Origin of the sequence: Leifsonia virtsii (assembly GCF_030433675.1) — a bacterium.
In the GTDB taxonomy this organism is placed as follows: Bacteria; Actinomycetota; Actinomycetes; order Actinomycetales; family Microbacteriaceae; genus Leifsonia; species Leifsonia virtsii.
In genome coordinates this window covers 181,916-205,458 of sequence record NZ_JAROCB010000001.1, presented here as the reverse complement: position 1 = coordinate 205,458, position 23,543 = coordinate 181,916, and the positions used below count along the sequence as shown (strand labels likewise).

The 23,543-nt window shown below is 72.8% G+C and carries 20 protein-coding genes and 2 riboswitches; of the genes, 12 read left to right on the top strand and 8 right to left on the bottom strand.

Features of this window, described 5'->3' with window-relative positions; translation table 11 throughout:
* Positions 1 to 2 precede the first annotated feature (2 nt).
* Entirely contained in the window at positions 3 to 797 is a 795-nt protein-coding gene (locus P5G59_RS00990) for a CPBP family intramembrane glutamic endopeptidase (RefSeq protein WP_301215132.1), read from the top strand.
* A gap of 85 nt (positions 798 to 882) precedes the next feature.
* Here P5G59_RS00990 and gcvP read toward each other — a convergent pair whose 3' ends face one another.
* The 3 genes from gcvP to gcvT are packed head-to-tail and all read right to left on the bottom strand — an operon-like array spanning position 883 to position 5,412.
* Entirely contained in the window at positions 883 to 3,798 is a 2,916-nt protein-coding gene (gene gcvP / locus P5G59_RS00985; protein WP_301215131.1) for an aminomethyl-transferring glycine dehydrogenase, read from the bottom strand.
* Positions 3,799 to 3,814: 16 nt separating this feature from the next.
* On the bottom strand, positions 3,815 to 4,189 hold the full coding sequence (gene gcvH / locus P5G59_RS00980) for a glycine cleavage system protein GcvH (RefSeq protein WP_301215129.1): 375 nt from the start codon (positions 4,187 to 4,189) through the stop codon (positions 3,815 to 3,817).
* 2 nt (positions 4,190 to 4,191) lie between these two features.
* Positions 4,192 to 5,412 (bottom strand): glycine cleavage system aminomethyltransferase GcvT, encoded by a 1,221-nt coding sequence (gcvT, locus tag P5G59_RS00975; RefSeq protein ID WP_301215127.1) that lies wholly within the window; start codon positions 5,410 to 5,412, stop codon positions 4,192 to 4,194.
* Positions 5,413 to 5,477: 65 nt separating this feature from the next.
* Positions 5,478 to 5,581: riboswitch (glycine riboswitch) on the bottom strand.
* Position 5,582: 1 nt separating this feature from the next.
* Positions 5,583 to 5,676, bottom strand: a riboswitch (glycine riboswitch).
* Between the two features lie 199 nt (positions 5,677 to 5,875).
* Between gcvT and P5G59_RS00970 the strand changes: the two genes are divergently transcribed.
* The 6 genes from P5G59_RS00970 (at position 5,876) to P5G59_RS00945 (ending at position 13,046) form a co-directional block, all read left to right on the top strand.
* Positions 5,876 to 6,604, top strand: a complete 729-nt coding sequence (locus P5G59_RS00970) for an NUDIX hydrolase (protein ID WP_301215125.1) — start codon at positions 5,876 to 5,878, stop codon at positions 6,602 to 6,604.
* Positions 6,601 to 7,896, top strand: coding sequence for a quinolinate synthase NadA (gene nadA, locus P5G59_RS00965; protein ID WP_301215124.1), 1,296 nt, complete (start codon positions 6,601 to 6,603; stop codon positions 7,894 to 7,896). The genes P5G59_RS00970 and nadA overlap by 4 nt, the downstream gene beginning before the upstream one ends.
* Before the next feature lies 1 nt (position 7,897).
* Positions 7,898 to 9,460, top strand: a complete 1,563-nt coding sequence (nadB, locus tag P5G59_RS00960) for an L-aspartate oxidase (protein WP_301215122.1) — start codon at positions 7,898 to 7,900, stop codon at positions 9,458 to 9,460.
* A complete protein-coding gene (nadC, locus tag P5G59_RS00955) occupies positions 9,454 to 10,308 on the top strand; it encodes a carboxylating nicotinate-nucleotide diphosphorylase (RefSeq protein WP_301215119.1) in 855 nt (284 codons plus the stop codon). Before nadB ends, nadC begins: the two co-directional genes overlap by 7 nt.
* Positions 10,305 to 11,447, top strand: a complete 1,143-nt coding sequence (locus P5G59_RS00950) for a cysteine desulfurase family protein (RefSeq protein ID WP_301215116.1) — start codon at positions 10,305 to 10,307, stop codon at positions 11,445 to 11,447. The genes nadC and P5G59_RS00950 overlap by 4 nt, the downstream gene beginning before the upstream one ends.
* Positions 11,448 to 11,567: 120 nt before the next feature.
* Entirely contained in the window at positions 11,568 to 13,046 is a 1,479-nt protein-coding gene (locus tag P5G59_RS00945) for an MDR family MFS transporter (RefSeq protein WP_301216953.1), read from the top strand.
* An 82-nt stretch (positions 13,047 to 13,128) separates the two neighbouring features.
* Here P5G59_RS00945 and P5G59_RS00940 read toward each other — a convergent pair whose 3' ends face one another.
* Complete coding sequence (locus P5G59_RS00940; protein WP_301215114.1) at positions 13,129 to 13,563, bottom strand: MarR family winged helix-turn-helix transcriptional regulator; 435 nt, start codon at positions 13,561 to 13,563, stop codon at positions 13,129 to 13,131.
* Complete coding sequence (locus P5G59_RS00935; RefSeq protein ID WP_301215112.1) at positions 13,560 to 13,928, bottom strand: VOC family protein; 369 nt, start codon at positions 13,926 to 13,928, stop codon at positions 13,560 to 13,562. The genes P5G59_RS00940 and P5G59_RS00935 overlap by 4 nt, the downstream gene beginning before the upstream one ends.
* A 105-nt stretch (positions 13,929 to 14,033) precedes the next feature.
* Between P5G59_RS00935 and P5G59_RS00930 the strand changes: the two genes are divergently transcribed.
* From P5G59_RS00930 to P5G59_RS00915, 4 genes are read left to right on the top strand one after another with little or no spacing between them, the layout of a single operon-like run.
* Positions 14,034 to 14,603, top strand: coding sequence for a carboxymuconolactone decarboxylase family protein (locus tag P5G59_RS00930; RefSeq protein ID WP_301215110.1), 570 nt, complete (start codon positions 14,034 to 14,036; stop codon positions 14,601 to 14,603).
* On the top strand, positions 14,600 to 15,634 hold the full coding sequence (locus P5G59_RS00925) for an ADP-ribosylglycohydrolase family protein (RefSeq protein WP_301215108.1): 1,035 nt from the start codon (positions 14,600 to 14,602) through the stop codon (positions 15,632 to 15,634). Before P5G59_RS00930 ends, P5G59_RS00925 begins: the two co-directional genes overlap by 4 nt.
* A complete protein-coding gene (locus tag P5G59_RS00920) occupies positions 15,627 to 16,556 on the top strand; it encodes a PfkB family carbohydrate kinase (protein ID WP_301215107.1) in 930 nt (309 codons plus the stop codon). The genes P5G59_RS00925 and P5G59_RS00920 overlap by 8 nt, the downstream gene beginning before the upstream one ends.
* A gap of 16 nt (positions 16,557 to 16,572) precedes the next feature.
* Positions 16,573 to 16,932, top strand: coding sequence for a DUF488 domain-containing protein (locus P5G59_RS00915; protein WP_301215106.1), 360 nt, complete (start codon positions 16,573 to 16,575; stop codon positions 16,930 to 16,932).
* 16 nt (positions 16,933 to 16,948) lie between these two features.
* Here the strand turns inward: P5G59_RS00915 and aceB are convergent, their stop codons facing one another.
* Together aceB and aceA are read right to left on the bottom strand one after the other, a co-directional pair.
* A complete protein-coding gene (gene aceB / locus P5G59_RS00910) occupies positions 16,949 to 18,580 on the bottom strand; it encodes a malate synthase A (RefSeq protein ID WP_301215104.1) in 1,632 nt (543 codons plus the stop codon).
* Positions 18,581 to 18,591: 11 nt separating this feature from the next.
* Positions 18,592 to 19,899, bottom strand: a complete 1,308-nt coding sequence (aceA, locus tag P5G59_RS00905; protein WP_301215103.1) for an isocitrate lyase — start codon at positions 19,897 to 19,899, stop codon at positions 18,592 to 18,594.
* Between the two features lie 135 nt (positions 19,900 to 20,034).
* On the opposite strand from aceA, the gene P5G59_RS00900 reads away from it, so the two are divergent.
* Positions 20,035 to 21,507 carry a helix-turn-helix transcriptional regulator gene (locus P5G59_RS00900; protein ID WP_301215102.1) on the top strand — a complete coding sequence of 491 codons (1,473 nt, stop codon included), beginning with the start codon at positions 20,035 to 20,037 and terminating at the stop codon, positions 21,505 to 21,507.
* A gap of 81 nt (positions 21,508 to 21,588) precedes the next feature.
* Here P5G59_RS00900 and P5G59_RS00895 read toward each other — a convergent pair whose 3' ends face one another.
* The gene (locus P5G59_RS00895; protein ID WP_301215101.1) at positions 21,589 to 23,520 is read right to left on the bottom strand and encodes a cellulase family glycosylhydrolase; all 1,932 of its coding nucleotides are present in this window, start codon (positions 23,518 to 23,520) and stop codon (positions 21,589 to 21,591) included.
* Positions 23,521 to 23,543 lie beyond the last annotated feature (23 nt).

Below are 23,543 nucleotides of genomic sequence, written 5' to 3'. Positions count from 1 at the left end.
CTATGCCGAACACGTCGACCTTCGCCGCGGAGACCCCCGTCGAGCGCGCGCAGCGCCCCCGCCTGTGGTGGGAGATCGCGATCGTGCTCGGCCTCTCGCTCGGCCAGTCCGCCGTCTACTCGATCGTCACCATCGTGGACCGCTCCACGCAGAGTACGCCGCTCGCCGACCAGAAGACCCAGGTGAACCCGGTCCAGTCGACCCGCGAGGTGTTCGACTTCCTCTACCAGGTGCTCGGCAACCTGTTCCCGCTGTTCGCCGTCGCGCTCGTGATCTACCTGCTCTGGCAGCCGCAGCGGAGCGGGTTCCGCCGGATCGGGCTCGACCTGACGCGGCCTGCGCGCGACCTGGGCGGCGGGATGCTGCTGTTCCTCGCGATCGGGGTGCCGGGCATCCTGTTCTACGCGCTGACGCGGCTGCTCGGGATCACCGTGACCGTGGAGGCGTCCACCCTGAACGCGCACTGGTGGACCGTTCCCGTGCTCGTCCTGGCGGCGCTGCGGGCGGCGCTGCAGGAGGAGGTGATCGTCGTCGGCTACCTGTTCACGCGGCTGCGCCAGCTGAACTGGGGCACGTGGACGATCATCCTGGCCGCCGCCGTGCTGCGCGGCAGCTATCACCTGTACCAGGGCTTCGGCCCGTTCGTCGGGAACGCCGTGATGGGCGTGGTCTTCGGCTGGTGCTACACGCGCTGGGGACGCGTCGCTCCGCTCGTGGTCGCGCACACCGTGATCGACATCGTCTCCTTCGTCGGCTACCCCCTCGCCGTCGCCTGGTTCCCTTCGATCTTCGCCTGACTCCCCACCGTCGAGTCCGCGAATACTGCGCGGAATCCGGCCGAAAACGTGCAGTCTTCGCGGACTCGATGGCGGGGAGCTGGGGTCAGGCGAAGGCCTCGGGCGGCGGGCAGGCGCAGAAGAGGTTGCGGTCGCCGTAGGCCTGGTCGATGCGCCGCACCGGGGGCCAGTACTTGTTCCGCACGAGCGACGGCGTCGGGTAGACGGCCTGCTCGCGCGAGTACGGGTGGTCCCAGGCGGACGAGACGACCGACTCCGCGGTGTGCGGCGCGTTCCGCAGCGGGTTGTCGTCGGAGGGCCAATCTCCCGCCGCCACAGCGTCGGCCTCCTCGCGGATCGCGATCATCGCGGCCACGAAACGATCGAGCTCCGCGAGGTCCTCGCTCTCGGTCGGCTCCACCATGAGCGTGCCCGCGACCGGGAACGACATGGTCGGTGCGTGGAAGCCGTAGTCGATCAGCCGCTTCGCGACGTCGTCCACGGTCACCCCGGTGCGCTCGGTGAGCGGCCGGAGGTCGAGGATGCACTCGTGCGCCACCAGGCCGTCCTCGCCCGCGTAGAGCACCGGGAAGTGCTCGCGCAGCCGTGCGGCGACGTAGTTGGCGGCGAGCACGGCCGCACCGGTCGCGTCCTTCAGGCCCTCCGCGCCCATCATCCGGACGTACGCCCAGCTGATCGGGAGGATGCTCGGGCTGCCGTACGGGGCCGCCGACACCGGCGCGCCGCCGTGCTCCACGCGGCCGCCGCCCGCGAGCGGGTGCGTCGCGTCCTGCGCGAGCGGGTGCCCGGGCAGGAACGGCGCGAGGTGCGCCTTCGCCGCCACCGGGCCGACGCCTGGACCGCCGCCGCCGTGCGGGATGCAGAAGGTCTTGTGCAGGTTCAGGTGGCTGACGTCGCCGCCGAAGTCGCCGAACCGGGCGTAGCCGAGCAGGGCGTTCAGGTTGGCGCCGTCGACGTAGACCTGGCCGCCGGCGTCGTGCACGGCCTGGGTGATCGCGACGACCTCGTGCTCGTAGACGCCGTGCGTCGACGGGTAGGTGATCATGAGGGCCGCGAGGGTGTCCGCGTGCTCGGCGATCTTCGCGCGCAGATCGTCGAGGTCGACGTTGCCGAGCTCGTCCGTCGCCACCACGACGACGCTCATGCCGGCGAGCACCGCGGACGCGGCGTTCGTGCCGTGCGCGGACTGCGGGATGAGGCACACCGTGCGCTGCAGGTCGCCGCGCGAGCGGTGATAGCCGCGGATCGCGAGCAGCCCGGCGAGCTCACCCTGGCTGCCCGCGTTGGGCTGCAGGGAGACGGTGTCGTAGCCGGTGACCTCCGCGAGCCAGCCCTCCAGCTGGTCGATCAGCTCGAGCGAGCCCGCCACGTCGGCCGCGGGCGCGAAGGGGTGCAGCGCCGCGAACTCGGGCCAGGTCACCGCCTCCATCTCGGTCGCCGCGTTGAGCTTCATCGTGCAGGAGCCGAGCGGGATCATGCCGCGGTCGAGCGCGTAGTCGCGGTCCTGCAGCAGGCGCAGGTACCGCATCATCGAGGTCTCCGAGTGGTGCGTGTTGAACACCGGATGCGTCAGGTAGTCCGACTCGCGGGCGAGCGCCGGGTCGAATGACGTCTCCCCGGGGAGCTCCACGGCCGGCTCCCCCTCGACGGTCCCGCCGAGCACCTCGATCAGGTCGGCGAGCGGGAACGTGCCGTCGCGGAGGTCGGCGGCCGACTCCTCGTCCAGGCTGAGCGAGACCAGGCCCGCGTCGGTGGCGTGCAGCAGCAGGCCGCGGTCGTGCGCGCGGGCGACGACCGTGGCGGCGTCGTCCACCTCCACCTGGAGCGTGTCGAAGAACGACCGGGAGACGACCTCGACGCCGGACGCGCGCAGTGCCTCGGCGACGCCCGCCGCCGACAGGTGCACCTGGCGGCCGATGGCGCGCAGCCCGGCGGGGCCGTGGTAGACCGCGTACATCGCCGCCATGACGGCCAGCAGCACCTGGGCGGTGCAGATGTTCGAGGTGGCCTTCTCGCGCCGGATGTGCTGCTCGCGCGTCTGCAGCGTCAGCCGGTAGGCGGGCTTGCCGACCGCGTCCTGAGAGACGCCGACCAGGCGGCCGGGGAGCTGGCGCTCCAGGCCCTTCCGCACAGCCATGTAGCCGGCGTGCGGTCCGCCGAAGCCCATCGGGACGCCGAAGCGCTGGCTGGTGCCGACCGCGACGTCGGCGCCGAACTCCCCCGGAGCCCGCAGCTGGGTCAGGGCGAGCAGGTCGGCGGCGGCGACGATGACCGCGCCGGCCTCCTTCGCCGTGGCGACGACGGCGCTCGGGTCCCAGACCCGGCCGGAGGCGCCCGGGTACTGCACGAACAGGCCGAAGGCGTCGCTCAGCTCCGGAGCGTCCGCCGCCAGGCTCGCGAGGTCGAGCACGACCAACTCGATGCCGACGGCGTCCGCGCGGTTGCGGAGCAGGGCGATGGTCTGCGGGAAGGTGTCCGCGTCCACCACGAACCGGGACGACTTCGCCTTCGACGCGCGGCGGGCGAGCAGCATCCCCTCGACCACGGCCGTGCCCTCGTCGAGCATCGACGCGTTGGCGGTGTCGAGCCCGGTGAGGTCGGAGACCATCGTCTGGAAGTTGATCAGCGCCTCGAGCCGGCCCTGGGAGATCTCCGGCTGGTACGGCGTGTACGCGGTGTACCAGCCCGGGTTCTCGAGCACGTTGCGCTTGATCACCGCCGGGGTGATGGTGCCGTAGTAGCCGAGTCCGATCAGGCTGCGGTTCACGGTGTTGCGCGCGGCGATCGCGCGCAGCTCGCGCAGGGCGGCGCGCTCCCCCAGCGGCGCCGGCAGCACCGAGGTGCGGTCGGAGTCGACGCGGATGGAGTCGGGCACGGCGGCCGAGACGAGGTCCTCGACGGAGGACCAGTCGCGGGTGGCGGCGGCGCCGATCGCGGACAGCATGGTGCTCTGCGCGTCGCCGTCGGTGCCGATGTGACGCGCGGGGAAGAGGTCGGTCATGTGCGGGTTCGGAACCTTACTCGCCGGTCAGGGCGGCGTACTCGTCGTAGCTGAGGAGGCCGTCGGGCAGCTCGGTGAAGCGGACCTTCACCAGCCATCCGTCGCCGAAGGGGTCGGAGTTGACGAGCTCCGGGGCGTCCACGACGGCGGAGTTGGCCTCCGTCACCGTGCCGTCGACCGGCGCGAACAGCTCGCCGACCGACTTCGTCGACTCGATCTCGCCGACGACGCGGCCCGCGGCGACGTCGCTGCCCTCCTCCGGCAGCTCGACGAACACGACGTCGCCGAGCTTCTCGGCCGCGTAGGCCGTGATGCCGACGGTCGCGACGTCGCCCTCGACGAGGAGCCACTCGTGCTCCGCGGTGTACTTCAGGTCTCGTTCTGCGGCCATGGCTAACGCTTCTTTCTGCTGTAGAAGGGGAGGGCGGTGACGGTGAACGGGAGGCGGGTGCCCCGGACGTCCACCTGGAGCACGGTGTTCTCGCGCGCGAACCGGGGCGCGACGTAGGCCATCGCGATCGGCATGCCGAGCGTCGGCGACAGGGCGCCGGAGGTGACGACGCCGACCTCGGCGTCGTCGCCGGTGACGTCGTCGTGCGCGAAGACCGGGTAGCCGGCGCGGGCGGCGCGCTTGCCCTCGCCGGTCAGGCCGACGAGCACGCGGGCCTCGGGATGCGGGCCCTCCTCGCTCGCGGCGCGCCCGATGAAGTCGGTGTCCTTGGCGAGGTTGACGACCCGGCCGAGCCCGGCCTGCGCCGGCTTGGTGTCGCGGCCGAGCTCGTGGCCGTACAGCGGCATCCCGGCCTCCAGGCGCAGGGTGTCGCGGCTGGCGAGGCCCGCCGGGACAAGGCCGAGCCCCTGCTCGGTGCCTGCCTCGGTGAGGGCCTCCCACAGCGCCTTGGCGTTGTCGGGGGCGATGTACAGCTCGAAGCCGTCCTCGCCGGTGTAGCCGGTGCGGGCGATGAGCACGGGATGGGTCTGGAAGAGCGCGGGAAGCGACCAGTAGTACTTGAGGGCCGAGAGCCGCTCGCCGAAGTCCTCGCCGTCGAGCGCGCCCTCGTCGGCGGCGAGACCGTCGGTGGCGAGCAGGATCGACAGGGCTGCGGGGCCCTGCACCGCGATGAGCGCGATGTCGTCGGACTCGTCGAACACCTCGACGTCGAACGGCGCGGTGCGATCGCGCAGCTCCTCGGCCACGACCTCGCGGTTGGAGGCGTTCGCGACCACCATGTACCGGTCCTCGCCGGTGCGATAGACCACCAGGTCGTCGACGATGCCGCCGGCGCGGGACAGCAGGAGGCTGTACTTGGCCTGGTCGACGGCGAGCGCCGACAGCTTGCCGGCGAGCGCGTAGTCGAGGGCGGCGCCGGCCTCCGGGCCGATGAGGACGATCTCGCCCATGTGGGAGAGGTCGAACAGCCCCGCGGCGGTGCGCACGGCGTGGTGCTCGGCGAGGTCGGACGAGTAGCGGACCGGCATCTGCCAGCCGGCGAAGTCGGTGAACGACGCGCCGGCGGCGGTGTGGACGTCGTGCAGCGGCGAGAGGCGCTCCTGCGGTGTGCCGTCGGTGCCGGGTGTATCGCTGCTGTTCGTGTCGCTGTGGGGCGAGGACATGAGTTCTCCGTTTCGCCGGCCGAGCGGCCGGGGGCGGCGGAAGCGTCGCCGCTCCCGGGAAGAACTCCCCCTCTGTCATCCGGCCTGAGAGTTTCACCGCGCCTCGGACGAGGTCGTGGCTTTCACCGTCGGCGAGGGCGGCGGGATGCCGTCCTGCTTTTCAGAGTGGCCCGTTCGATGCGGTACGCGTACCTGAGAGATTGTCGGGGAGGATTGCTCCTTCGGTGCCGCGCTCGTTTCGCGCGACTCTCCCGCATCGACCATGTCGGCCCGATATTCGCTTGTCGGGCCAGCATATCCGCTCCGCCCCATGAGATTTGCCGCAAATCTCGGTCAAGACCGCGCGAGAACCGAGTTTTGTGGCAAATCGTCACGGGTCTCGGACGTTTGTGGTTTTGGTCGAGGTGACACTAAGATGGTGGGCACGTTAGAGTCACGGTGACCTTTAGGGGGTCGGAGCAGCATGACGGCACGGCACGAACGCGCGAGCGCGATCCTCGCCGTGTCCACGGTCATTTTCGCGCTGCGCACCGACGAGGAGACCGCGGGCGTCCCGCAGGTGTGGCTGCCGCTGGTGCGCCGCATCCGGGAGCCCTTCGAGGGACGCTGGGCGCTGCCGGGTGGACCGCTGCGCGTCGGGGAGGACCTGGCCTACGCCGCCGCCCGCACGCTCAACGACACCACCGGTCTCACGCCGAGCTACCTCGAGCAGCTGTACGCGTTCGGCGACGCCGACCGGTCCCCCGGCGCCGAACGGGTCGTCTCCGTCGTCTACTGGGCTCTGGTGCGCAGCGAGGAGGCGGAGCGCGCGAGCGTCGGAGAGAACGTCGCCTGGTTCCCGGCCGACGACCTGCCCGAGCTGGCCTTCGACCACAACGTCATCGTGCAGTACGCGCTCTGGCGGCTGCGCACCAAGATGGAGTACTCCCGCATCGCCCACGCCTTCCTCGGCGAGCGCTTCACCCTGGCCCAGCTGCGCGCCGTGCACGAGGCCGTGCTCGGCAAGGCGCTCGACCCGGCCAACTTCCGCCGCACCATCGAGGCCTCCGGCACCGTCGTCGCGACCGACGAGTACCTCACCGGGACCCCGCACCGCCCGCCGCGGCTGTACCGCTACAACGACTCGATCGACCTCGCCGACGCGGGGCCGCTCCCCCGCCAGCAGCATCCGTTCGAAGGAAGAAGCGCATGACCATCGCATCTGTCGACACCACCATCCGGCTCATCGCGTCGGGACAGCTGGACGGCGAGACCTGCACGCCCGACCTCGCGGAGGCGCCGTGGGAGTTCGACGCGCTCGCGCCCTCCTACGGCCCCGGCGCCTCGCTCGGCGACCCGATCCCGGCGAACGCGCCGCGGCAGGGCGAGCTGCCCGAGGAGTACCGCACCGCCTCCGCGCAGGAGCTGGGCGACCGCATCCGCGCGGCCAAGGCGCAGCTCGGCGACCGTGTCGCCGTGATGGGCCACTTCTACCAGCGCGACGAGGTCGTGCAGTACGCGGACTTCGTCGGCGACTCCTTCCAGCTCGCCAACGCCGCCAAGGCGCGGCCCGAGGCGGAGGCGATCGTCTTCTGCGGCGTCCACTTCATGGCTGAGACCGCGGACATCGTGTCCCGCCCGGAGCAGCGGGTCATCCTCCCGAACCTCGCCGCCGGCTGCTCGATGGCAGACATGGCCGACCTCGACTCGGTGCAGGAGTGCTGGGAGCAGCTGGAGGAACTGTACGGCACCGAGCCGGACGCCGACGGCCGCGTGCCCGTCATCCCGGTGACCTACATGAACTCCTCGGCTGCGCTGAAGGCGTTCTGCGGCGAGCACGGCGGGATCGTCTGCACCTCCTCCAACGCCGCGACCGTGCTGGAGTGGGCCTTCGAGCGCGGGCAGCGCGTCCTGTTCTTCCCCGACCAGCACCTCGGCCGCAACACCGCGAAGGCGATGGGGGTCCCGCTCGAGCGGATGCCGCTGTGGAACCCGCGCAAGGCCTGGGGCGGGACCGACGCCGCGACGCTGCAGGACGCGCAGGTCATCCTCTGGCACGGCTTCTGCTCGGTGCACAAGCGCTTCACGGTCGGCCAGATCGAGCACGCGCGGGCCGAGTTCCCCGGCGTCCGGGTGATCGTTCACCCCGAGTGCCCGATGGACGTCGTGGACGCGGCCGACGAGTACGGCTCGACCGACTACATCGTGAAGGCGATCCAGGCGGCGCCCGCCGGCTCGACATTCGCGATCGGCACCGAGATCAACCTGGTGCAGCGGCTCGCCGCCCAGTTCCCGCAGCACACCATCTTCTGCCTCGACGCGGTCGTCTGCCCGTGCTCGACGATGTACCGCATCCACCCGGGCTACCTGGCCTGGGTGCTGGAGGGGCTGGTGCGCGGCGAGGTGCTCAACCAGGTGACCGTCCCGGCCGAGGTGGCCGAGCCCGCCCGGGTGGCGCTCGAGCGGATGCTCGCCGCACGGCCCGACACGACGATGGCGGCCTGACATGAGCCGCGTGGTCGTGGTCGGCAGCGGGATCGCGGGGCTCACCGCGGCGCTGCGCGCGCACGACCTCGGTCACGACGTCACGGTCGTGACCAAGGCCGCGCTGGCCGACGGCAGCACCCGCTACGCGCAGGGAGGCGTCGCGGCGGCGGTGTTCCCCGACGACAGCGTCGAGGCGCACGTCGCCGACACGCTCCGCGCCGGCGCCGGGCTGAACGTGCGCGAGGCCGTCGAGGTGCTCTGCACGGACGGCCCGGAGCGCGTCCGCGAGCTCATCGCCCGCGGCGCCGCGTTCGACCGCGACGGCGATGCGCTCGCCCGCGGACGGGAGGCGGCGCACTCGACTTCGCGCGTGCTGCACGCCGGGGGCGACGCCACCGGCGCGGAGCTCGAGCGCACGCTGGTCGCGGCGCTGCGGGAGGCCCGCATCCCCGTGCTCGAGGGCGCCTTCCTGCGCGACGTCGTCGTCCGCGACGGCCGCGCAGCCGGGGTGGTGCTGCGCACGGGCGGCGGGACGGCGACGGTCGAGGCCGACGCCGTCGTGCTCGCCACGGGCGGCTGGGGCCGCCTGTACGCCCACACGACGAACCCCGCTGTGGCGACCGGCGACGGCGTCGCCGCGGCCTGGCGCGCGGGCGCGGCGCTGGCCGACCTGGAGTTCACCCAGTTCCACCCGACCGCCCTCGCCGGCGATCACGGCGGGACGGCGTTCCTCATCTCGGAGGCGGTCCGCGGCGAGGGCGCCGTGCTGCGCAACCGCGCGGGTGAGCGGTTCATGCTCGACCTCCACCCGGACGCCGAGCTCGCGCCGCGGGACGTCGTCGCCCGCGGCATCGCGATCGAGATGGCGGCGCAGGGCGGAGAGCCCGTGCTGCTGGACGCGACGGCGCTCGGCTCCGACCTGCTGGCCCGGCGCTTCCCGACGATCGACGCGGCCTGCCGCGCGGCCGGGTACGACTGGGGCCGTCATCCCGTGCCCGTCACGCCCGCCGCGCACTACGCCATGGGCGGCGTCGCCACCGACACCGAGGGGCGCACGACCGTCCCCGGGCTGTTCGCCGTCGGCGAGGTCGCCTGCACCGGAGCGCACGGGGCGAACCGCCTCGCCTCCAACTCGCTGCTGGAGGGGCTGGTGTTCGCCCACCGGGCCGCCGGGGTCGTGGACGAGCCGTGGCCTGCGCCGCCGGGGTGGGTGACGGAGGCGGCGGTCGTGGTGGACGCGGACCCCTCGCCTGCGGCCACGCCGTCCCTCCCGTTCGATCGCGCCCGGCTCGGCGCGCTGATGTGGGAGGCCGCCGGGCTGCACCGCGACGGCGCCCGCCTCGCCGCCGCGGCCGAGGAGCTCGCCGCCGTGCGCGATCCGGAACCCGGAGAGGACGCCGACCTGCTCACCCTGGCGCGTCTCGTGGTGCGCGCGGCGCTCGCGCGGGAGGAATCCCGCGGGGCGCATTTCCGCTCCGACGCGCCGCTCCCCGCCGAGGGCGCTCCGGCGCACACCGTGCTGCTCCCCCGTCCCGTTCCGCTTCCGTCGTCGACCCGCATCGAGGTGCCCGCAGCATGCTGACCCGCCACATCATCCAGACCGTCGTCCAGGCCGCCCTGGTCGAGGACGCGCCGTGGGGCGACGTGACCAGCGAGCTGCTGATCCCCGCGACCGCGACCGCGACCGCCCGCCTGGTCGCGCGCGAGCCGGGAACGTTCGCGGGCGGCGAGGTGTTCGCCGCGGCGATGACCCTGACCGACCCGGCGATCGAGGTCGCGCTGCACGTGCCCGACGGCACCGCCATCGAGGCGGGCGAAGCGCTGGCGACCGTCACGGGACCGGCCCGCTCGGTGCTGCAGGCCGAGCGCGTCGCGCTCAACTTCACCCAGCGGATGTCCGGGATCGCGACCCAGACCGCCGCGTTCGTCGCCGAGGTGGCGCACACCTCGGCCCGCATCGTGGACACCCGCAAGACCACCCCGGGGCTGCGGGCGTTCGAGCGCCACGCGGTCCGGGCGGGCGGCGGCCACAACCACCGCTACTCGCTCTCCGACGCCGTGATGGCGAAGGACAACCACCTCGCGGTCCTGACCGCCCAGAGCGGGCTGTCGGTCACCGACGCGCTGCTCCGCGTGCGCGAGCAGCTGGGCCACACCACGCACCTGGAGGTCGAGGTGGACAGGATCGACCAGATCGAGCCGGTGCTGGCGGCCGGGGTCGACACGATCATGCTCGACAACTTCACCGTCGAGCAGCTGCGTGAGGGTGTCGCACTCGTCGGCGGTCGCGCGCTGGTCGAGGCGAGCGGCAACGTGGGCCTCGGGACCGTGCGCGCCATCGCCGAGACCGGCGTGGATGTGATCTCGTCCGGCAGCCTCACGCACAGCGTCCGCTCGCTCGACCTCGGACTGGACGTGGTGGTCGAGTGATCTACCTCGACGCCGCCGCCACCTCCCCGGTCCGCCGGGAGGTGCTGGAGGCGATGTGGCCCTACCTGACGGGCGACTTCGGCAACCCGTCGAGTCACCACGCCGTCGGCGAATCGGCCGCCCGCGGGCTGGCGGACGCACGCGCCGGGGTCGCCGCCTGGCTCGGCTGCCGGGCGTCGGAGGTCACCTTCACCTCGGGCGGGACGGAGGCCGACAACCTCGCGATCAAGGGCATCGCCCTGGCGAATCCGCGCGGCCGCCATCTGGTCACGACCCGGATCGAGCACGAGGCGGTGCTGGAGTCGGTCGACCACCTGGTGCGGCTGCACGGCTTCGAGGTCACCTTCGTGCCGGTCGGGCGCGACGGGCTCGTCGCACCGTCGGACTTCGCCGCCGCTCTGCGGCCGGACACCACGCTCGCGTCGGTGATGCTCGCCAACAACGAGGTCGGGACGGTGCAGCCGATCGCTGCGCTGGCGGCGCTCGCCCACGAGCGCGGCGTCCCTCTTCATACGGATGCGGTGCAAGCGGCCGGCTGGCTGCCGCTCGACGTCGGCGCCCTCGGCGTGGACGCGCTGAGCGTGTGCGGCCACAAGATCGGTGCACCCAAGGGCGTGGGGGCGCTGTACGTGCGCGGGCGCATCCCGGTCGAGCCGGTCATCCACGGCGGCGGCCAGGAGCGCGGCCGGCGCTCGGGCACCGAGAACGTCGCCGGCGCGGTGGCCCTCGCCACAGCCGTGCGGCTCGCCGCGGAGGGGCTCGCGGAGCGCGCGGAGGCGGCGACCGCGGCGCGTGACGCGTTCGTGGCGGCGGTCCTGGCGGAGGCGCCCGGCGCGCAGCTCACCGGGCACCCGGCCTCGCGCCTGCCGGGCACGGCGTCCTTCGTCTTCCCGGGCACCAACGGGGAGGCGGTGCTGCTGGAGCTGGAGCGCCGCGGCATCGTGTCCTCCAGCGGCTCGGCCTGCGCGGCCGGAAGCGAGGACGCCTCGCATGTACTCCTCGCGCTCGGCTACCCCGAGGACCTCGCGCGTACCGCCGTGCGGTTCTCCTGGGGCGGCGACGTGGATGCGCAGGCCCTGCTCGCGGTCGCCCCGGCGGTCGGCGAGGCGGTGCGGACGGTGGCGTCGCTCGGGCGCTGACCGGCGCCCGTTTATTCCCGCGTTCTGCGGAGAGCGAAACCGCGGAATCGTTCCGGCCACGGACACCCCGATGTCGGTCGTCCTCGCTACGGTTGACCAGTGACTGAGAAGACCTCACCAGTGCCTTCGGTCGACGCCGGCGCCCTCCCCGGGCCGGCTGCGGCCGCGCCGCGTATCGCGCCGCGCGACCAGCGCGTGATCTGGCTGCTGCTCGCGGCCACGTTCGTCGTGATCCTCAACGAGACGATCATGACGGTCGCCATCCCGAAGCTGATGGACGACCTCCACATCGACGCCCTCGCGGCGCAGTGGCTCTCCACGGCGTTCATGCTGACGATGGCGGTCGTCATCCCGATCACGGGCATCCTGCTGCAGCGGTTCACGACACGGCAGATGTTCATCGCCGCGATGTCGCTGTTCTCGCTCGGCACCCTCTCGGCAGCCCTCGCGCCCGGCTTCCTCGTGCTGGTCGCCGCGCGCGTGGTCCAGGCCTCCGGCACGGCGATCATGCTGCCGCTGCTGATGACCACACTGATGACGCTGGTGCCGCCGGCCCTGCGCGGGCGCACGATGGGCAACGTCTCCATCGTGATCTCGGTCGCGCCGGCGATCGGCCCGACCATCTCCGGCCTGATCCTCAACTTCCTGGCCTGGCGGTGGATCTTCCTGATCGTGCTGCCGATCGCGCTGATCATGCTGTTCATCGGCATGCGCTTCGTCGAGAACGTCACCGAGACCGAGAAGGTTCGGATCGACGTGCTCTCGGTCATCCTGTCGGCGCTCGGCTTCGGCGGGCTGGTCTACGGGCTCACGCTGTCGGGCGAGTCCGGAGGCGCGTCCGCCAGCCCGTTCATGCTCTGGGGTTCGCTCGCGGTCGGCGTGATCGGGCTCGCGGCGTTCGTGGCGCGTCAGCTCCTGCTGCAGCGCAAAGACCGGGCACTGCTCGACCTGCGGACGTTCCGCTTCCCGATCTTCACCGTGGCGATCGTGCTCATGGCGATCACGACGGCGTCCATGTTCGGCGTGATCATCGTGCTCCCGCTCTACCTGCAGCACGTGCTGCACCTCGACACGCTGGCGACCGGGCTCATCCTGCTGCCGGGCGGTCTGATCATGGGCCTCGCCGCGCCCTTCGTCGGGCGCATCTACGACCGTTTCGACCCGCGGGTGCTCGTGGTGCCGGGGTCGATCCTGGTCAGCCTGGTGCTGTGGGGCTTGACGATGGTCACCGAGCACACGCCGATCGCCATGGTCGTCGCGGCCCACGTCGTGCTGAGCCTCGGGCTCGCGATGATGTTCACGCCGCTGTTCACGGCCGGGCTCGGGGCTCTGCCGCCGCACCTGTACTCGCACGGCAGCGCCATCCTGGGCACGATCCAGCAGGTCGGCGGCGCCGCGGGAACGGCGCTGCTCATCGCCGTGCTCACGCTGCAGTCGACCGCGCTGGCCGCGGGTGGCGCGGGCGCCGACGCGGCGCAGGCGGGCGGCATCCGGACGGCGTTCCTGGCCGGTGCGATCATCTCGCTGTTCGGGGTCGCCGGCTCCTTCTTCATCCGCAAGCCCGCCGACTCCCCCTCCGAGCCCGCGTTCGCGCACTGAACCGCGCCGAGTTGCACGTTGTGGCGGCTATTCGGCCCGGATAGCCGCCACAACGTGCAACTCGCGTACCGCATCGAGCACCTCAGCGGGGGTCGATCGCGTCGCGGAGGCGGCGCGCGAGGGTCGCGGCGGCCGCGAGCTCGGACGGAGCCGCGACCTCGGCGGTGCGCTCGGCCCACTCCGTGCGCAGCGGGCGGATGCGCTCCAGCGCGGCACGGCCGGCTCCGGTGAGCCGCACCAGCGGAGCGCGGGCGTCCGCCGGGTCCGGGATGCGCTCCACGAGTCCCGCACGCTCCAGCGCCGCGACACCCTCGGCCGCCGACTGACGGCGCAGCCCGCGGCGGCGCGCGATCGCCGCGACGCTCAGCGGACCGTGCGCGACCGCCCCCAGCGTCAGCCAGCGCGCCGAGGTCAGTCCCTCGGCAGCCACGAGTTCGTCGCCCGCCCGGGCGAACGCGTCCGCGAGCCGGAACACCTCGTCGACGAGCTCGGTCAGCCGCCGGCCGCCCTCGTTCACGGCTGCTCCACCAGGCAGACGATGTGCCCGTCGGCGTCCCGCACCACCGCCATGCGCTCACCCCAGGGCTGAGCGGCGGGCGCATCCACCACCGTGCCCCCTGCGGCCACCCAGCGGTCGACCGCGGCGTCGAGCTCCGGGAGGGCGAAGGTCACCGCCACGGCGGCGTCGGAGGCGACGGCCGGGCGCTCGTGCACCATCAGCTCCACCCCGTCGGCCGTGCGCAGCCAGGCGAACCCGTCGGCCGTCCGCTCCACGGCGAGCCCGAGCGCGCCGGCGTAGAGGTCGAGAGCCGCGGGGAGCGACTTCGCGGACAGGACGAGACGGTGCAGGACGGGGCGGTGCAGGACGGGGGCGCTGGTCATGCCACCACCCTCGCTTAACCGACAGGCCCCTGTCAATCGTTCGGCCGCCCTAGCATCCACCCGCGACCGCGCGTGAGAATGGGAGACCTACGCGAGGAGGCAGCCGTGAGCATCATCCGCACGCCGGAACCGTCCGAGGCGACCGGAGAGGTCGCCGTGCTCTACCGGGAAGACCTGGACGAGCTGGGCTACGTCGCCGACTACACGCGGGTGATGAGCGTGAACCCCGAGGCGGTCCGGGCCTTCGAGGCGCTGGTCCGCTCGATCGTCGCGCAGCTCGGCAAGCGCCGCTACGAGCTCGTCACGCTCGCGGCGGCGCAGGCGCTGCACTCGGAGCACTGCCGCCTCGCCCACGGGCTCAAGACCCTCTCCCTGATCGATGAGGACGAGCTGGAGCGCATCGCGCGCGACTACCGGAACGCCGACCTGAGCGAGGCGGAGGTCGCCATGATGGACTACGCCCAGAAGGTCAGCCGCGCCTCCCACGACATGACGGACGCGGACACCGAGCTGCTGCGCGATCTGGGCTTCACCGACCGCGAGATCGTCGACATCACCCTCGCGGCCGCGGCGCGCAACTACTACAGCCGCGCCATCCAGGCCCTGGGCGCGGCCGTGCAGGTGCCGCCCGGCCTGAGCGATCGGCTGCGCGGGGCGCTGCTGGCGCCGCTGTGAGGGACTCCACCCGCGCCAGAGCCCTGGCCGCACTGCAGGGCCTGGCGCTCGGCGACGCCCTCGGGATGCCGACCCAGTCGCTCTCGCGCGAGCGCATCCTCGCCGACCACGGGCGCATCACGGGGCTCGTCGCCGCCGGTCCGCGGCAGCAGATCGCCGCGGGGATGCCGGCGGGCTCGGTGACGGACGACACCGAGCAGGCCGTGCTGCTGGCGCGACTGCTGATCGACGGCGGAGGGACGGTGCGTCCCGGCGTGCTCGCCGGCGAGCTGCTCGCCTGGGAGCGCGCGATGGAGGCGAAGGGCTCGCTCGACCTGCTCGGCCCGAGCACGCGCGCCGCCCTGCAGCGGCTGCAGGACGGCATGCCGCCGGAGGAGGCGGGCCGGTTCGGCGCGACCAACGGCGCCGCGATGCGCATCGCGCCCGTGGGGATCGCCGTGCCGGTCGAGCCGCTCGGCCTCTTCGTCGACGCTGTCGCGTCCGTGAGCGCGCTCACGCACAACACCGGGATCGGCATCGCCGGAGCCGCGGCGGTCGGCGCCGCCGTCAGCGCCGGGATCGACGGAGCGGAGACGCCGGAGGCTCTGGATGTCGCGGTCGCCGCCGCGCGCGAGGGCGCCCGCCGCGGTCACTGGGTGGCGGGAGGCGACATCGCGGCCCGGCTGGAGTGGGCCGTCCCGTATCTGCTGGAACTCGACGAGGACGCGCAGGACGACGCGCTCGCGGACGTGATCGGCACCTCGGTCGCCGCGCAGGAGTCGGTGGTGGCCGCGCTCGCCCTGGTCGGCGTGGCGGTCGCGGCAGGCGACCCGGCGCATCCGGACCGCGACGCGGCCTGGGAGACGCTCTGCCGCGCGGCCTCCCTCGGCGGCGACACGGACACGATCGCCGCGATGGCGGGCGCAGTCCTCGGGGCGACGGGTGCCGCCGACTGGCCGCGCACCGCGCTCGAGACGGTGCGCCGCGTGAACGCCATCGACCTGGAGCCCCTGGTCGACGGACTGCTGGAGCTGAGGAGGCGACGTGGCTGAGGGACGGCTGATCTTCACCGGGACCGTGGTGGTCGACCTGCTGCTGCGCGTCGACGCGCTGCCCGAGCGCGGCGGCGACGTGCTCGCCTCGTCGGCCGGGATGGCGGCGGGCGGCGGCTTCAACGTCATGGCCGCCGCCGCGCGCGACGGCGTCGAGGTGGTCTTCGCCGGCCGCTCCGGCACCGGGCCGTTCGGCGAGGTCGTCGCCGAGGCGCTATGGCGCGAGGGCATCTCGGTCGCCAACCCTCCGCTGGAGTCCGCCGACAACGGGTACTCGGTCGTCCTCGTCGACGCGGGCGCCGAGCGCACCTTCGTCACGGCGGCCGGGGCCGAGGGGATGCTGAGCCGCGCCGACCTGGACGCCGTCCACCCCCGGCCGGGCGACGTCGTCTACGTCTCCGGGTACAGCCTCGCGCACGCCGCCGCGGGCCCGGCGGTGGCGGGCTGGGTGGAGGCGCTCGGCCCGGACACGCGCGTGGTCTTCGACCCGTCTCCGCTGGTCGGGACGCTCGACCGCGACCTGCTCGAGACCGTGCTGCGGCGCACCGACGTGCTCAGCGCCAACTCGCGGGAGGCGCGCATCCTGCGCTCGCACGCCCACCCCGCGCCCGCCGCCGGCGCCCTGCGCGGGATGCTGCGCGAGGGCGGCGTCGCCGTGGTCCGCGACGGCGCCTCCGGGTGCTGGGTGGCCACCGGCGACCCGGCACCGACGCACGTGCCCGCGCTGCCGGTGACCGCCGTCGACACGACGGGAGCCGGGGACGCGTTCGGCGGCGTGCTCGCGGCCGCCCTCACCCGCGGTGCCGACCCGCTCTCCGCCGCGCGCCGGGCGACCGCCGCCGCGGCGATCGCGGTGACCAGGGAAGGTCCGGCGACCGCGCCGACGGCGGCCGAGACCGACGCGGCTCTGGCGGCGGGCTGACCGAGAGGAGCATCCCGTGATCCGGGTCAAGCGCATCTACGAGGCGCCTGCGGCCGACGACGGCTACCGCGTGCTGGTCGATCGGCTCTGGCCGCGCGGCGTCAGCACGGCGCGCGCCGACATCGACCTCTGGCTGAAGGAGGTGGCGCCGTCGACCGAGCTGCGGCGGTGGTTCCACCAGGATGCGGCGGCCGAGGAGGAGCTGTTCGACGCGTTCCGCGCCCGCTACGAGGACGAGCTGGCCACGAATCCGGCCGTCGGGACGCTGCGCGAGCTGGTGCGGGCGCATCCGGTGGTCACGCTCCTCGTCGGCGCCCGCGACCCGGAGCTGAACCACGGAAAGGTGCTCGAGGAGTACCTCGAGCACCTTTCCTGATCCGGACCGGTCGGGGTCAGCCGGCGAGCGCCAGGTCCTCCTCCGCCGGCGCGGTGTCGACCAGGTACCGCGCGTAGGCCGGGATCGTGAGGAACGTCGGGACGTCCTCCCCCAGCACCACCTCGCGCAGGAGGTCGGCGGCGTCCGCGAAGCGCGAGCCGTCCGTCTCCAGCCGCGCCCGCTCCTCGTCGAGGATGCTCGCGACCAGCGCCGCGTCGACCGGGGTGCCCTCCGCGGTGACGATGCGGTTGTCGATCCACTGCCGCAACAGCGAACGGGAGATCTCGGCGGTCGCCGCGTCCTCCATCAGCCCGTCGATCGCGACGGCGCCCGTGCCGCGCAGCCACGCCTCCAGGTAGCGGAGCGCCACCGAGACGTTCGAGCGCACCCCACCGTCGGTGACGGTCGCGTCGGCGCCGGCCACATCCAGCAGGTCGTCCGCCGTGACGTGGAGGTCGTCCCGCTGCCGCTCCACCTGGTTCGGGCGCTCCCCCAGCACCGCGTCGAACTCGGCCAGGGCCGTCGGGATGAGGTCGGGATGCGCCACCCACGTGCCGTCGAAGCCGTCGCCGGCCTCCCGCCGCTTGTCGTCGGCGACCTTCCGCAGCGCCCGCTCGGTCGCCTCCGCATCCCTCCGGTTCGGGATGAAGGCGCTCATCCCGCCGATCGCGTGCGCGCCGCGGCGGTGGCAGGTGGCGACCAGCAGTTCCGTGTACGCCCGCATGAACGGCACGGTCATCGTGATGCGGTCGCGGTCGCCGAACGCGAACCGGCGCCCGCGGCCCTGGAACGTCTTGATCATCGAGAAGATGTAGTCCCAGCGGCCGGCGTTCAGGCCCGCGCAATGGTCGCGCAACTCGTACAGGATCTCGTCCATCTCGAAGGCCGCGGGGATCGTCTCGATGAGCACGGTCGCCCGGATGGTGCCGACCGGCATCCCGATGCGCTGCTGCGCGAAGACGAAGATGTCGTTCCACAGCCGCGCCTCCAGGTGCGACTCCAGCTTCGGGAGGTAGAAGTACGGCCCGCGTCCCGCATCCACCAGCGCCTGGGCGTTGTGCCAGAAGTACAGCCCGAAGTCGGTGAGCGAGGCGCTGGCCGGGGTGGAGCGGCCGGCCCGGTCGGTGAAGGCGAGGTGCTTCTCCACCAGGTGCCAGCCGCGCGGGCGCATCACGATGGTCGGCGTGTGCTCGAACGGCGTGGTGACCCGGTAGTCCTTGCCCTCCGGGCTGGTGAAGGCGAGCCGACCTCGCACGGCGTCGTACAGGGTGCGCTGGCCGCCGACGATGTTCGCCCAGGTGGGGCTGGTCGCGTCCTCCAGGTCGGCGAGCCAGACCCGGGCGCCCGAGTTGAGCGCGTTGATCGCCATCTTCGGGTCGGTCGGGCCGGTGATCTCGACCCGGCGGTCCTCGAGGCCGGGGCCGGCGCCCGCCACACGCCAGCTGCCGTCCTCGCGGATGGCGGCCGTGCTGCTCAGGAAGCGGGGGTCGCGGCCGTTGCCGGCCTCCTCGCGGTGGCGGCGGCGCTCGGCCAGCAGCTCCTGCCGCCGGGCGGCGAACGCGTGGTGCAGGTGGTCGACGAAGGCGATGGCCTCCGGGGTCAGGATGTCGTCGCCGCGGTCGATCCGCGGCCCGGTGATCTGGATCATGGTCGTTCTCCTCAGAACTGGTGTGCTTCGGTGGATCCGGCCAGGGCGAGCGTTGCGCTGTCGGGGTTGAGCGCGCTCGCGACGCGGTCGAAATAGCCGGTGCCGACCTCCCGCTGGTGGCGGGTCGCCGTGTACCCGTCGGCCTCGGAGGCGAATTCCGCCTCCTGCAGGTCGACGTAGGCGCTCATGTGCCGGGTGGAGTAGTCCCGGGCGAGCCTGAACATGGAGTGATTGAGGGCGTGGAAGCCGGCCAGCGTAATGAACTGGAAGGCATAGCCCATCGCCGCCAGCTCCCGCTGGAACCGGGCGATCGTCTCGTCGTCGAGGTGGCGGCGCCAGTTGAACGACGGCGAGCAGTTGTAGGCGAGCTTCTTGCCGGGGAACTCGGCGTGCACGGCCTCCGCGAAGCGGCGGGCGAGCTCCAGGTCGGGCTCGGCGGACTCCACCCAGAGCAGGTCCGCGTACGGCGCGTAGGCGAGGCCGCGGGCGATGACCGGGTCGATCCCGTTGCGCACCTCGTAGAAGCCCTCCGCCGTGCGGGTGCCGGTGAGGAACGGCCGGTCGCGCTCGTCGTGGTCGCTCGTGAGCAGGGTGGCGGCGAGCGCGTCGGTGCGCGCGATGACGATGGTGGGCACGCCCGCCACGTCGGCCGCGAGCCGGGCGGCGTTCAGGGTGCGGATGTGCTGCCCGGTCGGGATGAGCACCTTGCCGCCCATGTGCCCGCACTTCTTCTCGCTGGCCAGCTGGTCCTCCCAGTGGACGCCCGCGGCCCCCGCCTGGATCATGCCGTGCATGAGCTCGTAGGCGTTCAGCGGGCCGCCGAAGCCGGCCTCGGCGTCGGCGACGATCGGCGCCATCCACTCGGCGACCGGCCCGTCGGTGCCCTCGATCTGACCGGCGCGCAGCAGCGCGTTGTTGATGCGGCGGACGACGGCGGGGACCGAGTTCGCCGGGTACAGGCTCTGGTCGGGGTAGGTCTGCCCGGCCAGGTTGGCGTCGGCGGCGACCTGCCAGCCGGAGAGGTAGATCGCCTCGAGCCCTGCGCGCACCTGCTGCACGGCCTGGTTGCCGGTCAGTGCGCCGAGGGCGGCGACCCAGCGCGGATCCTCCGGCGTGCTCTCGCGCTGCAGCAGCTGCCAGAGCCGCTCGGCGCCGCGGCGGGCGAGGGTCTGCTCCTCGCGGACCGGTCCGCGCAGGGCCACGACGTCGTCGGCCGTGTAGTCGCGGCGGATGCCGGTCCAGCGCGGGTCCGCGTCCCACTCCAGCTGGAGCTCGGCGGGGGTCTGCGTGGTGTCGCCTGGACGGTTGTCGGTGCTCATGGTGACCTCCATCGGTCGGATCATCGGTCTGATCGGATGACACGATCCTTCGCCCTGCGCACCGCCCCGTGACCGGATCGGCGGACAGAAATCCGGCCGTTCTTCTGTTTGCCAGAACTTCGCGGCGGTGTCACCATGGCTGGCATGACCGTCATCGACGACGTGCACGACGAGGCCCCCGCGGCCGACGCGCTCACCCTCGGCCGCCGCATCCGCGCGTTCCGGCAGCGGCGCGGGATGACCCTGGAGGCGCTGGCCGCGGCGCTCGACCGCGCGCCGTCGCAGGTGTCCACGATCGAGAACGGCAACCGCGAGCCGCGGCTCGCGCAGCTGCGGCAGATCGCGGCCGCACTGGAGGTCACGGTCGACGACCTGCTCGCGCCGGAGCCGCCGGACGAGCGCGCGGCCCTCGAGATCGCGGTCGAGCGGGCGCAGCGCGGACCGGTGTTCGCCTCCCTCGGGATCGACCCCGTGCGGGTGGGGCGGACCGTTCCCGACGCGACATTGCAGGCGATCCTGGCGCTGCACCAGGAGGTCGAGCGGCTGCACCGCGAGCGCGCCGCCACCCCGGAGGAGGCCCGCCGCGCCAACGCGGAGCTGCGCGCGACCATGCGGGCGCGCGACAATCACTTCGCCGAGCTCGAGACGATCGCGGCCGACCTGCTCTCCGCCGTCGGGCACACCGGAGGGCCGGTGTCGCACCAGACGGTGACCGACATGGCCGACCACCTCGGGTACTCGCTGCACTACGTCGGCGACCTCCCGCACTCCACCCGCTCGGTGACCGACCGGCGGAACGGGCGCATCTACCTGCCCACCGAGCAGTCGGCCTCACGGGACTCGCGCTCGCCCATCCTGCAGGCCTTCGCCTCGCACGTGCTCGGCCACGACGAGCCGAGAAACTACGCCGATTTTCTGCGACAGCGGGTGGAGACCAACTACCTGACCGCGGCGCTGCTCCTTCCCGAGAAGGACGCAGTGGCGTTCCTCACCGAGGCGAAGAACTTCCGCCGCATCTCGATGGAGGACCTCCGCGACGCGTTCGCGGTGTCGTACGAGACCGCCGCGCACCGGTTCACCAACCTCGCCACCGCGCGGCTCGGCATCCCGGTGCACTTCATGAAGGTGCACGAGTCGGGCACCATCATCAAGGCGTACGAGAACGACGCGGTGGTGTTCCCTTCGGATGCGCTCGGAGCGGTGGAGGGCACGCCGGTGTGCCGCAGCTGGACCGCGCGCACGGTGTTCGATGTGGCCGACCGGTTCAGCCCGTACTACCAGTACACGGACACCACGAGCGGCACGTTCTGGTGCACGTCACGCGTGGAGAAGGCGAAGGAGGGCGACTACTCGGTCAGCGTCGGCGTCCCGTTCGCGCACGTGAAGTGGTTCCGCGGCCGGGAGACGCCGCACCGCGCCGTGTCGCGCTGCCCCGACGAGTCGTGCTGCCGGCGGCCGCCCGCCGCGCTCGCGGACCGCTGGACCGGGATGGCGTGGCCCGCCGCCCGCACGCCCACCTCCCTGCTCGCGGCCCTCCCGACCGGCACCTTCCCCGGCGTCGACCCCACCGAGGTCTACGCCTTCCTCGACCGCCACGCCCCCGCCTGACCCCACCATCGAGTCCGCAAAGACTGCACGCTCCGACGGCGTGTCGCGTGTAGTCTTTGCGGACTCGACGGAGGGAGTGGGTCAGTCGAGGGTGAGGAGGCGGAGGGCGGCGCCGTAGGGGGCGAGCTCGAGCGCGGGAGACGGAGTGCCGTCGAGGGCCGTGAGGGTGCCGCCGGGGACGGACGGGGTCACGGTGACGGGGGTCTCGTGCTGCGAGAGGAACACGACGAACCGGCGGCCGTCGGCGTGCACCAGCGTGTCGGTGAAGACTCGCGGATCGTCGAGGAGCACGTCCCGCTCGACGTCCGCCACCGCCGCAAGCGCGTCGTACAGCCGCCAGGTCTGCTCGGGGTTCACCCGCGCCTGCGCCGACGCGAAGAACTCGAGCGGATACGTCGACAGCACCGCGCGTCCCGCACCGTGCTCCTGCACCACGATCGCCGGGCGGCCGTGCGCGTCGACCGCCACCACCTCTCCCGAGGTCGCCCGCACCGGCAGGTACGTGCGCCCGTTCTCGTTGCCGGCGGCCGCGAAGCGCAGCTCCGTGCCGGCCGTGAGCGGACCGAAGTCGGAGGTGAACCGCAGCACCACGGTGTCGTCCGCGACCGGCTCCGCGAGGCCGTACGCCGAGTCCATCCGCACCCCGAACAGCTCCTCGGTGTGCGCCCACCACGGCCCGCGCTGCACGCCGCTCGTCCCGTGAGAGTACGACGCGTACACGGTCGCGCCGTCGCGCGCGAGCGACACCAGCTGCTCCCACGAGGTCGCGCACAGCTGCTTCACCGAGGGCAGCAGGTACAGCCCGTACCCGGCCGGCAGCCCGCCGTCGGCCTTCTCGCGCACCACGGCGACCGGGATGTGCGCCTCGTGCGCCGCCACGTAGGCCTGCTCGCCGGTCGCCACGATGTGCGCGCGCTCGGCCTCGTTGGTGAACGGGTAGTCCTCGGCGAGGTGCGACGGCACGACGAGCGCGGCATCCACCGGCGACCGGCGCACCTGCGGCAGGTCGATCGCGGCGAGGTCCGCGGCGAACCGCGCCAGCTCGCGCAGCGGCGGCTTCGGGTTGCCGTGCCGGTCGGTGATGCCGAAGTGCATCTCGAACGGATGGTGCGAGTACGGCCGCTGGTCGGCGAGGTCGTCGTAGTCGGTGTTGTTCCAGGCGATCCAGCCGGTCGCGCCCGCCAGCAGCGTCGAGTACAGCAGCTGCCGGTAGTAGGAGGCAGCGCCCGCGTCCGACACGAAGTCGCTGGTCAGCCCGAACTCCTCCATGATCACCGGGAGACCGTGGGTCGCCGACAGCTCCGCGATGAACGCCGCCTTCAGGTGCTGCCGGATCTGGTCGGTCTCCATCCGGTACACGTGGGGCCCGATGAAGTCGTTGAACTCCGCCAGGTCGCGCACCGAGAAGCCGTTGTCGTGTCCCGTCGTCTCGATCCCCCACGCGCCGTCGCCGACCGCGACCGGCTGCGTCCCGCCGCCCGCGCGCACCGCATCCACCAGCAGCGACGCCCAGGCGTCGACGATGGGACGCGGCGCCTCCCCGCCGTAGATCGGCACCTCGTTGGTCAGCAGCCACCCGGCGACCGCGGCGTGCGAGGCGAACCGCGCCGTCAGCTCCCGCACGTACCAGGCCTGCCGCCCGACGAACCAGACGTCGCGGTACAGGTCGCGCCCCTCCCGCCACACCGGGTCCCAGTTCTCGCCCGACATGTGCCCGACCAGGAACGTCGGCACCGTCGTCATGCCCGCCTCGGTGTGCGCGTCGAGGAAGTCGGCGAAGTTCGCCACGCACTGCTCGTCGAGCGAGTCGGGCGTCGGATGGAAGTCGGGCCAGTAGAAGAAGGAGCGCGTCATGTTGAGGCCGTGGTCGGCGAGCACGCGCAGCTCCTCGCGCACGACCGCGGGGTCGTAGCGGGTCCACATCAGCGGGCCGCCAGTGCGCGACCAGAAGTTGGCGCCGAGCCACACCACCGGGGCGTCGCCGACTTGCAAGACCGGGGAGGGACGATCCATGATGCCTTTCTTCGGGGAGGAGC

Coding starts and splice junctions, on each gene's coding strand:
- P5G59_RS00990 (WP_301215132.1), top strand. CDS start 3: ATGCCGAACACGTCGACCTTCGCCGCGGAGACCCCCGTCGAGCGCGCG.
- gcvP (WP_301215131.1), bottom strand. CDS start 3,798: ATGACCGACCTCTTCCCCGCGCGTCACATCGGCACCGACGGCGACGCG.
- gcvH (WP_301215129.1), bottom strand. CDS start 4,189: ATGGCCGCAGAACGAGACCTGAAGTACACCGCGGAGCACGAGTGGCTC.
- gcvT (WP_301215127.1), bottom strand. CDS start 5,412: ATGTCCTCGCCCCACAGCGACACGAACAGCAGCGATACACCCGGCACC.
- P5G59_RS00970 (WP_301215125.1), top strand. CDS start 5,876: ATGACGGCACGGCACGAACGCGCGAGCGCGATCCTCGCCGTGTCCACG.
- nadA (WP_301215124.1), top strand. CDS start 6,601: ATGACCATCGCATCTGTCGACACCACCATCCGGCTCATCGCGTCGGGA.
- nadB (WP_301215122.1), top strand. CDS start 7,898: ATGAGCCGCGTGGTCGTGGTCGGCAGCGGGATCGCGGGGCTCACCGCG.
- nadC (WP_301215119.1), top strand. CDS start 9,454: ATGCTGACCCGCCACATCATCCAGACCGTCGTCCAGGCCGCCCTGGTC.
- P5G59_RS00935 (WP_301215112.1), bottom strand. CDS start 13,928: ATGACCAGCGCCCCCGTCCTGCACCGCCCCGTCCTGCACCGTCTCGTC.
- aceB (WP_301215104.1), bottom strand. CDS start 18,580: ATGATCCAGATCACCGGGCCGCGGATCGACCGCGGCGACGACATCCTG.
- aceA (WP_301215103.1), bottom strand. CDS start 19,899: ATGAGCACCGACAACCGTCCAGGCGACACCACGCAGACCCCCGCCGAG.
- P5G59_RS00900 (WP_301215102.1), top strand. CDS start 20,035: ATGGCTGGCATGACCGTCATCGACGACGTGCACGACGAGGCCCCCGCG.
- P5G59_RS00895 (WP_301215101.1), bottom strand. CDS start 23,520: ATGGATCGTCCCTCCCCGGTCTTGCAAGTCGGCGACGCCCCGGTGGTG.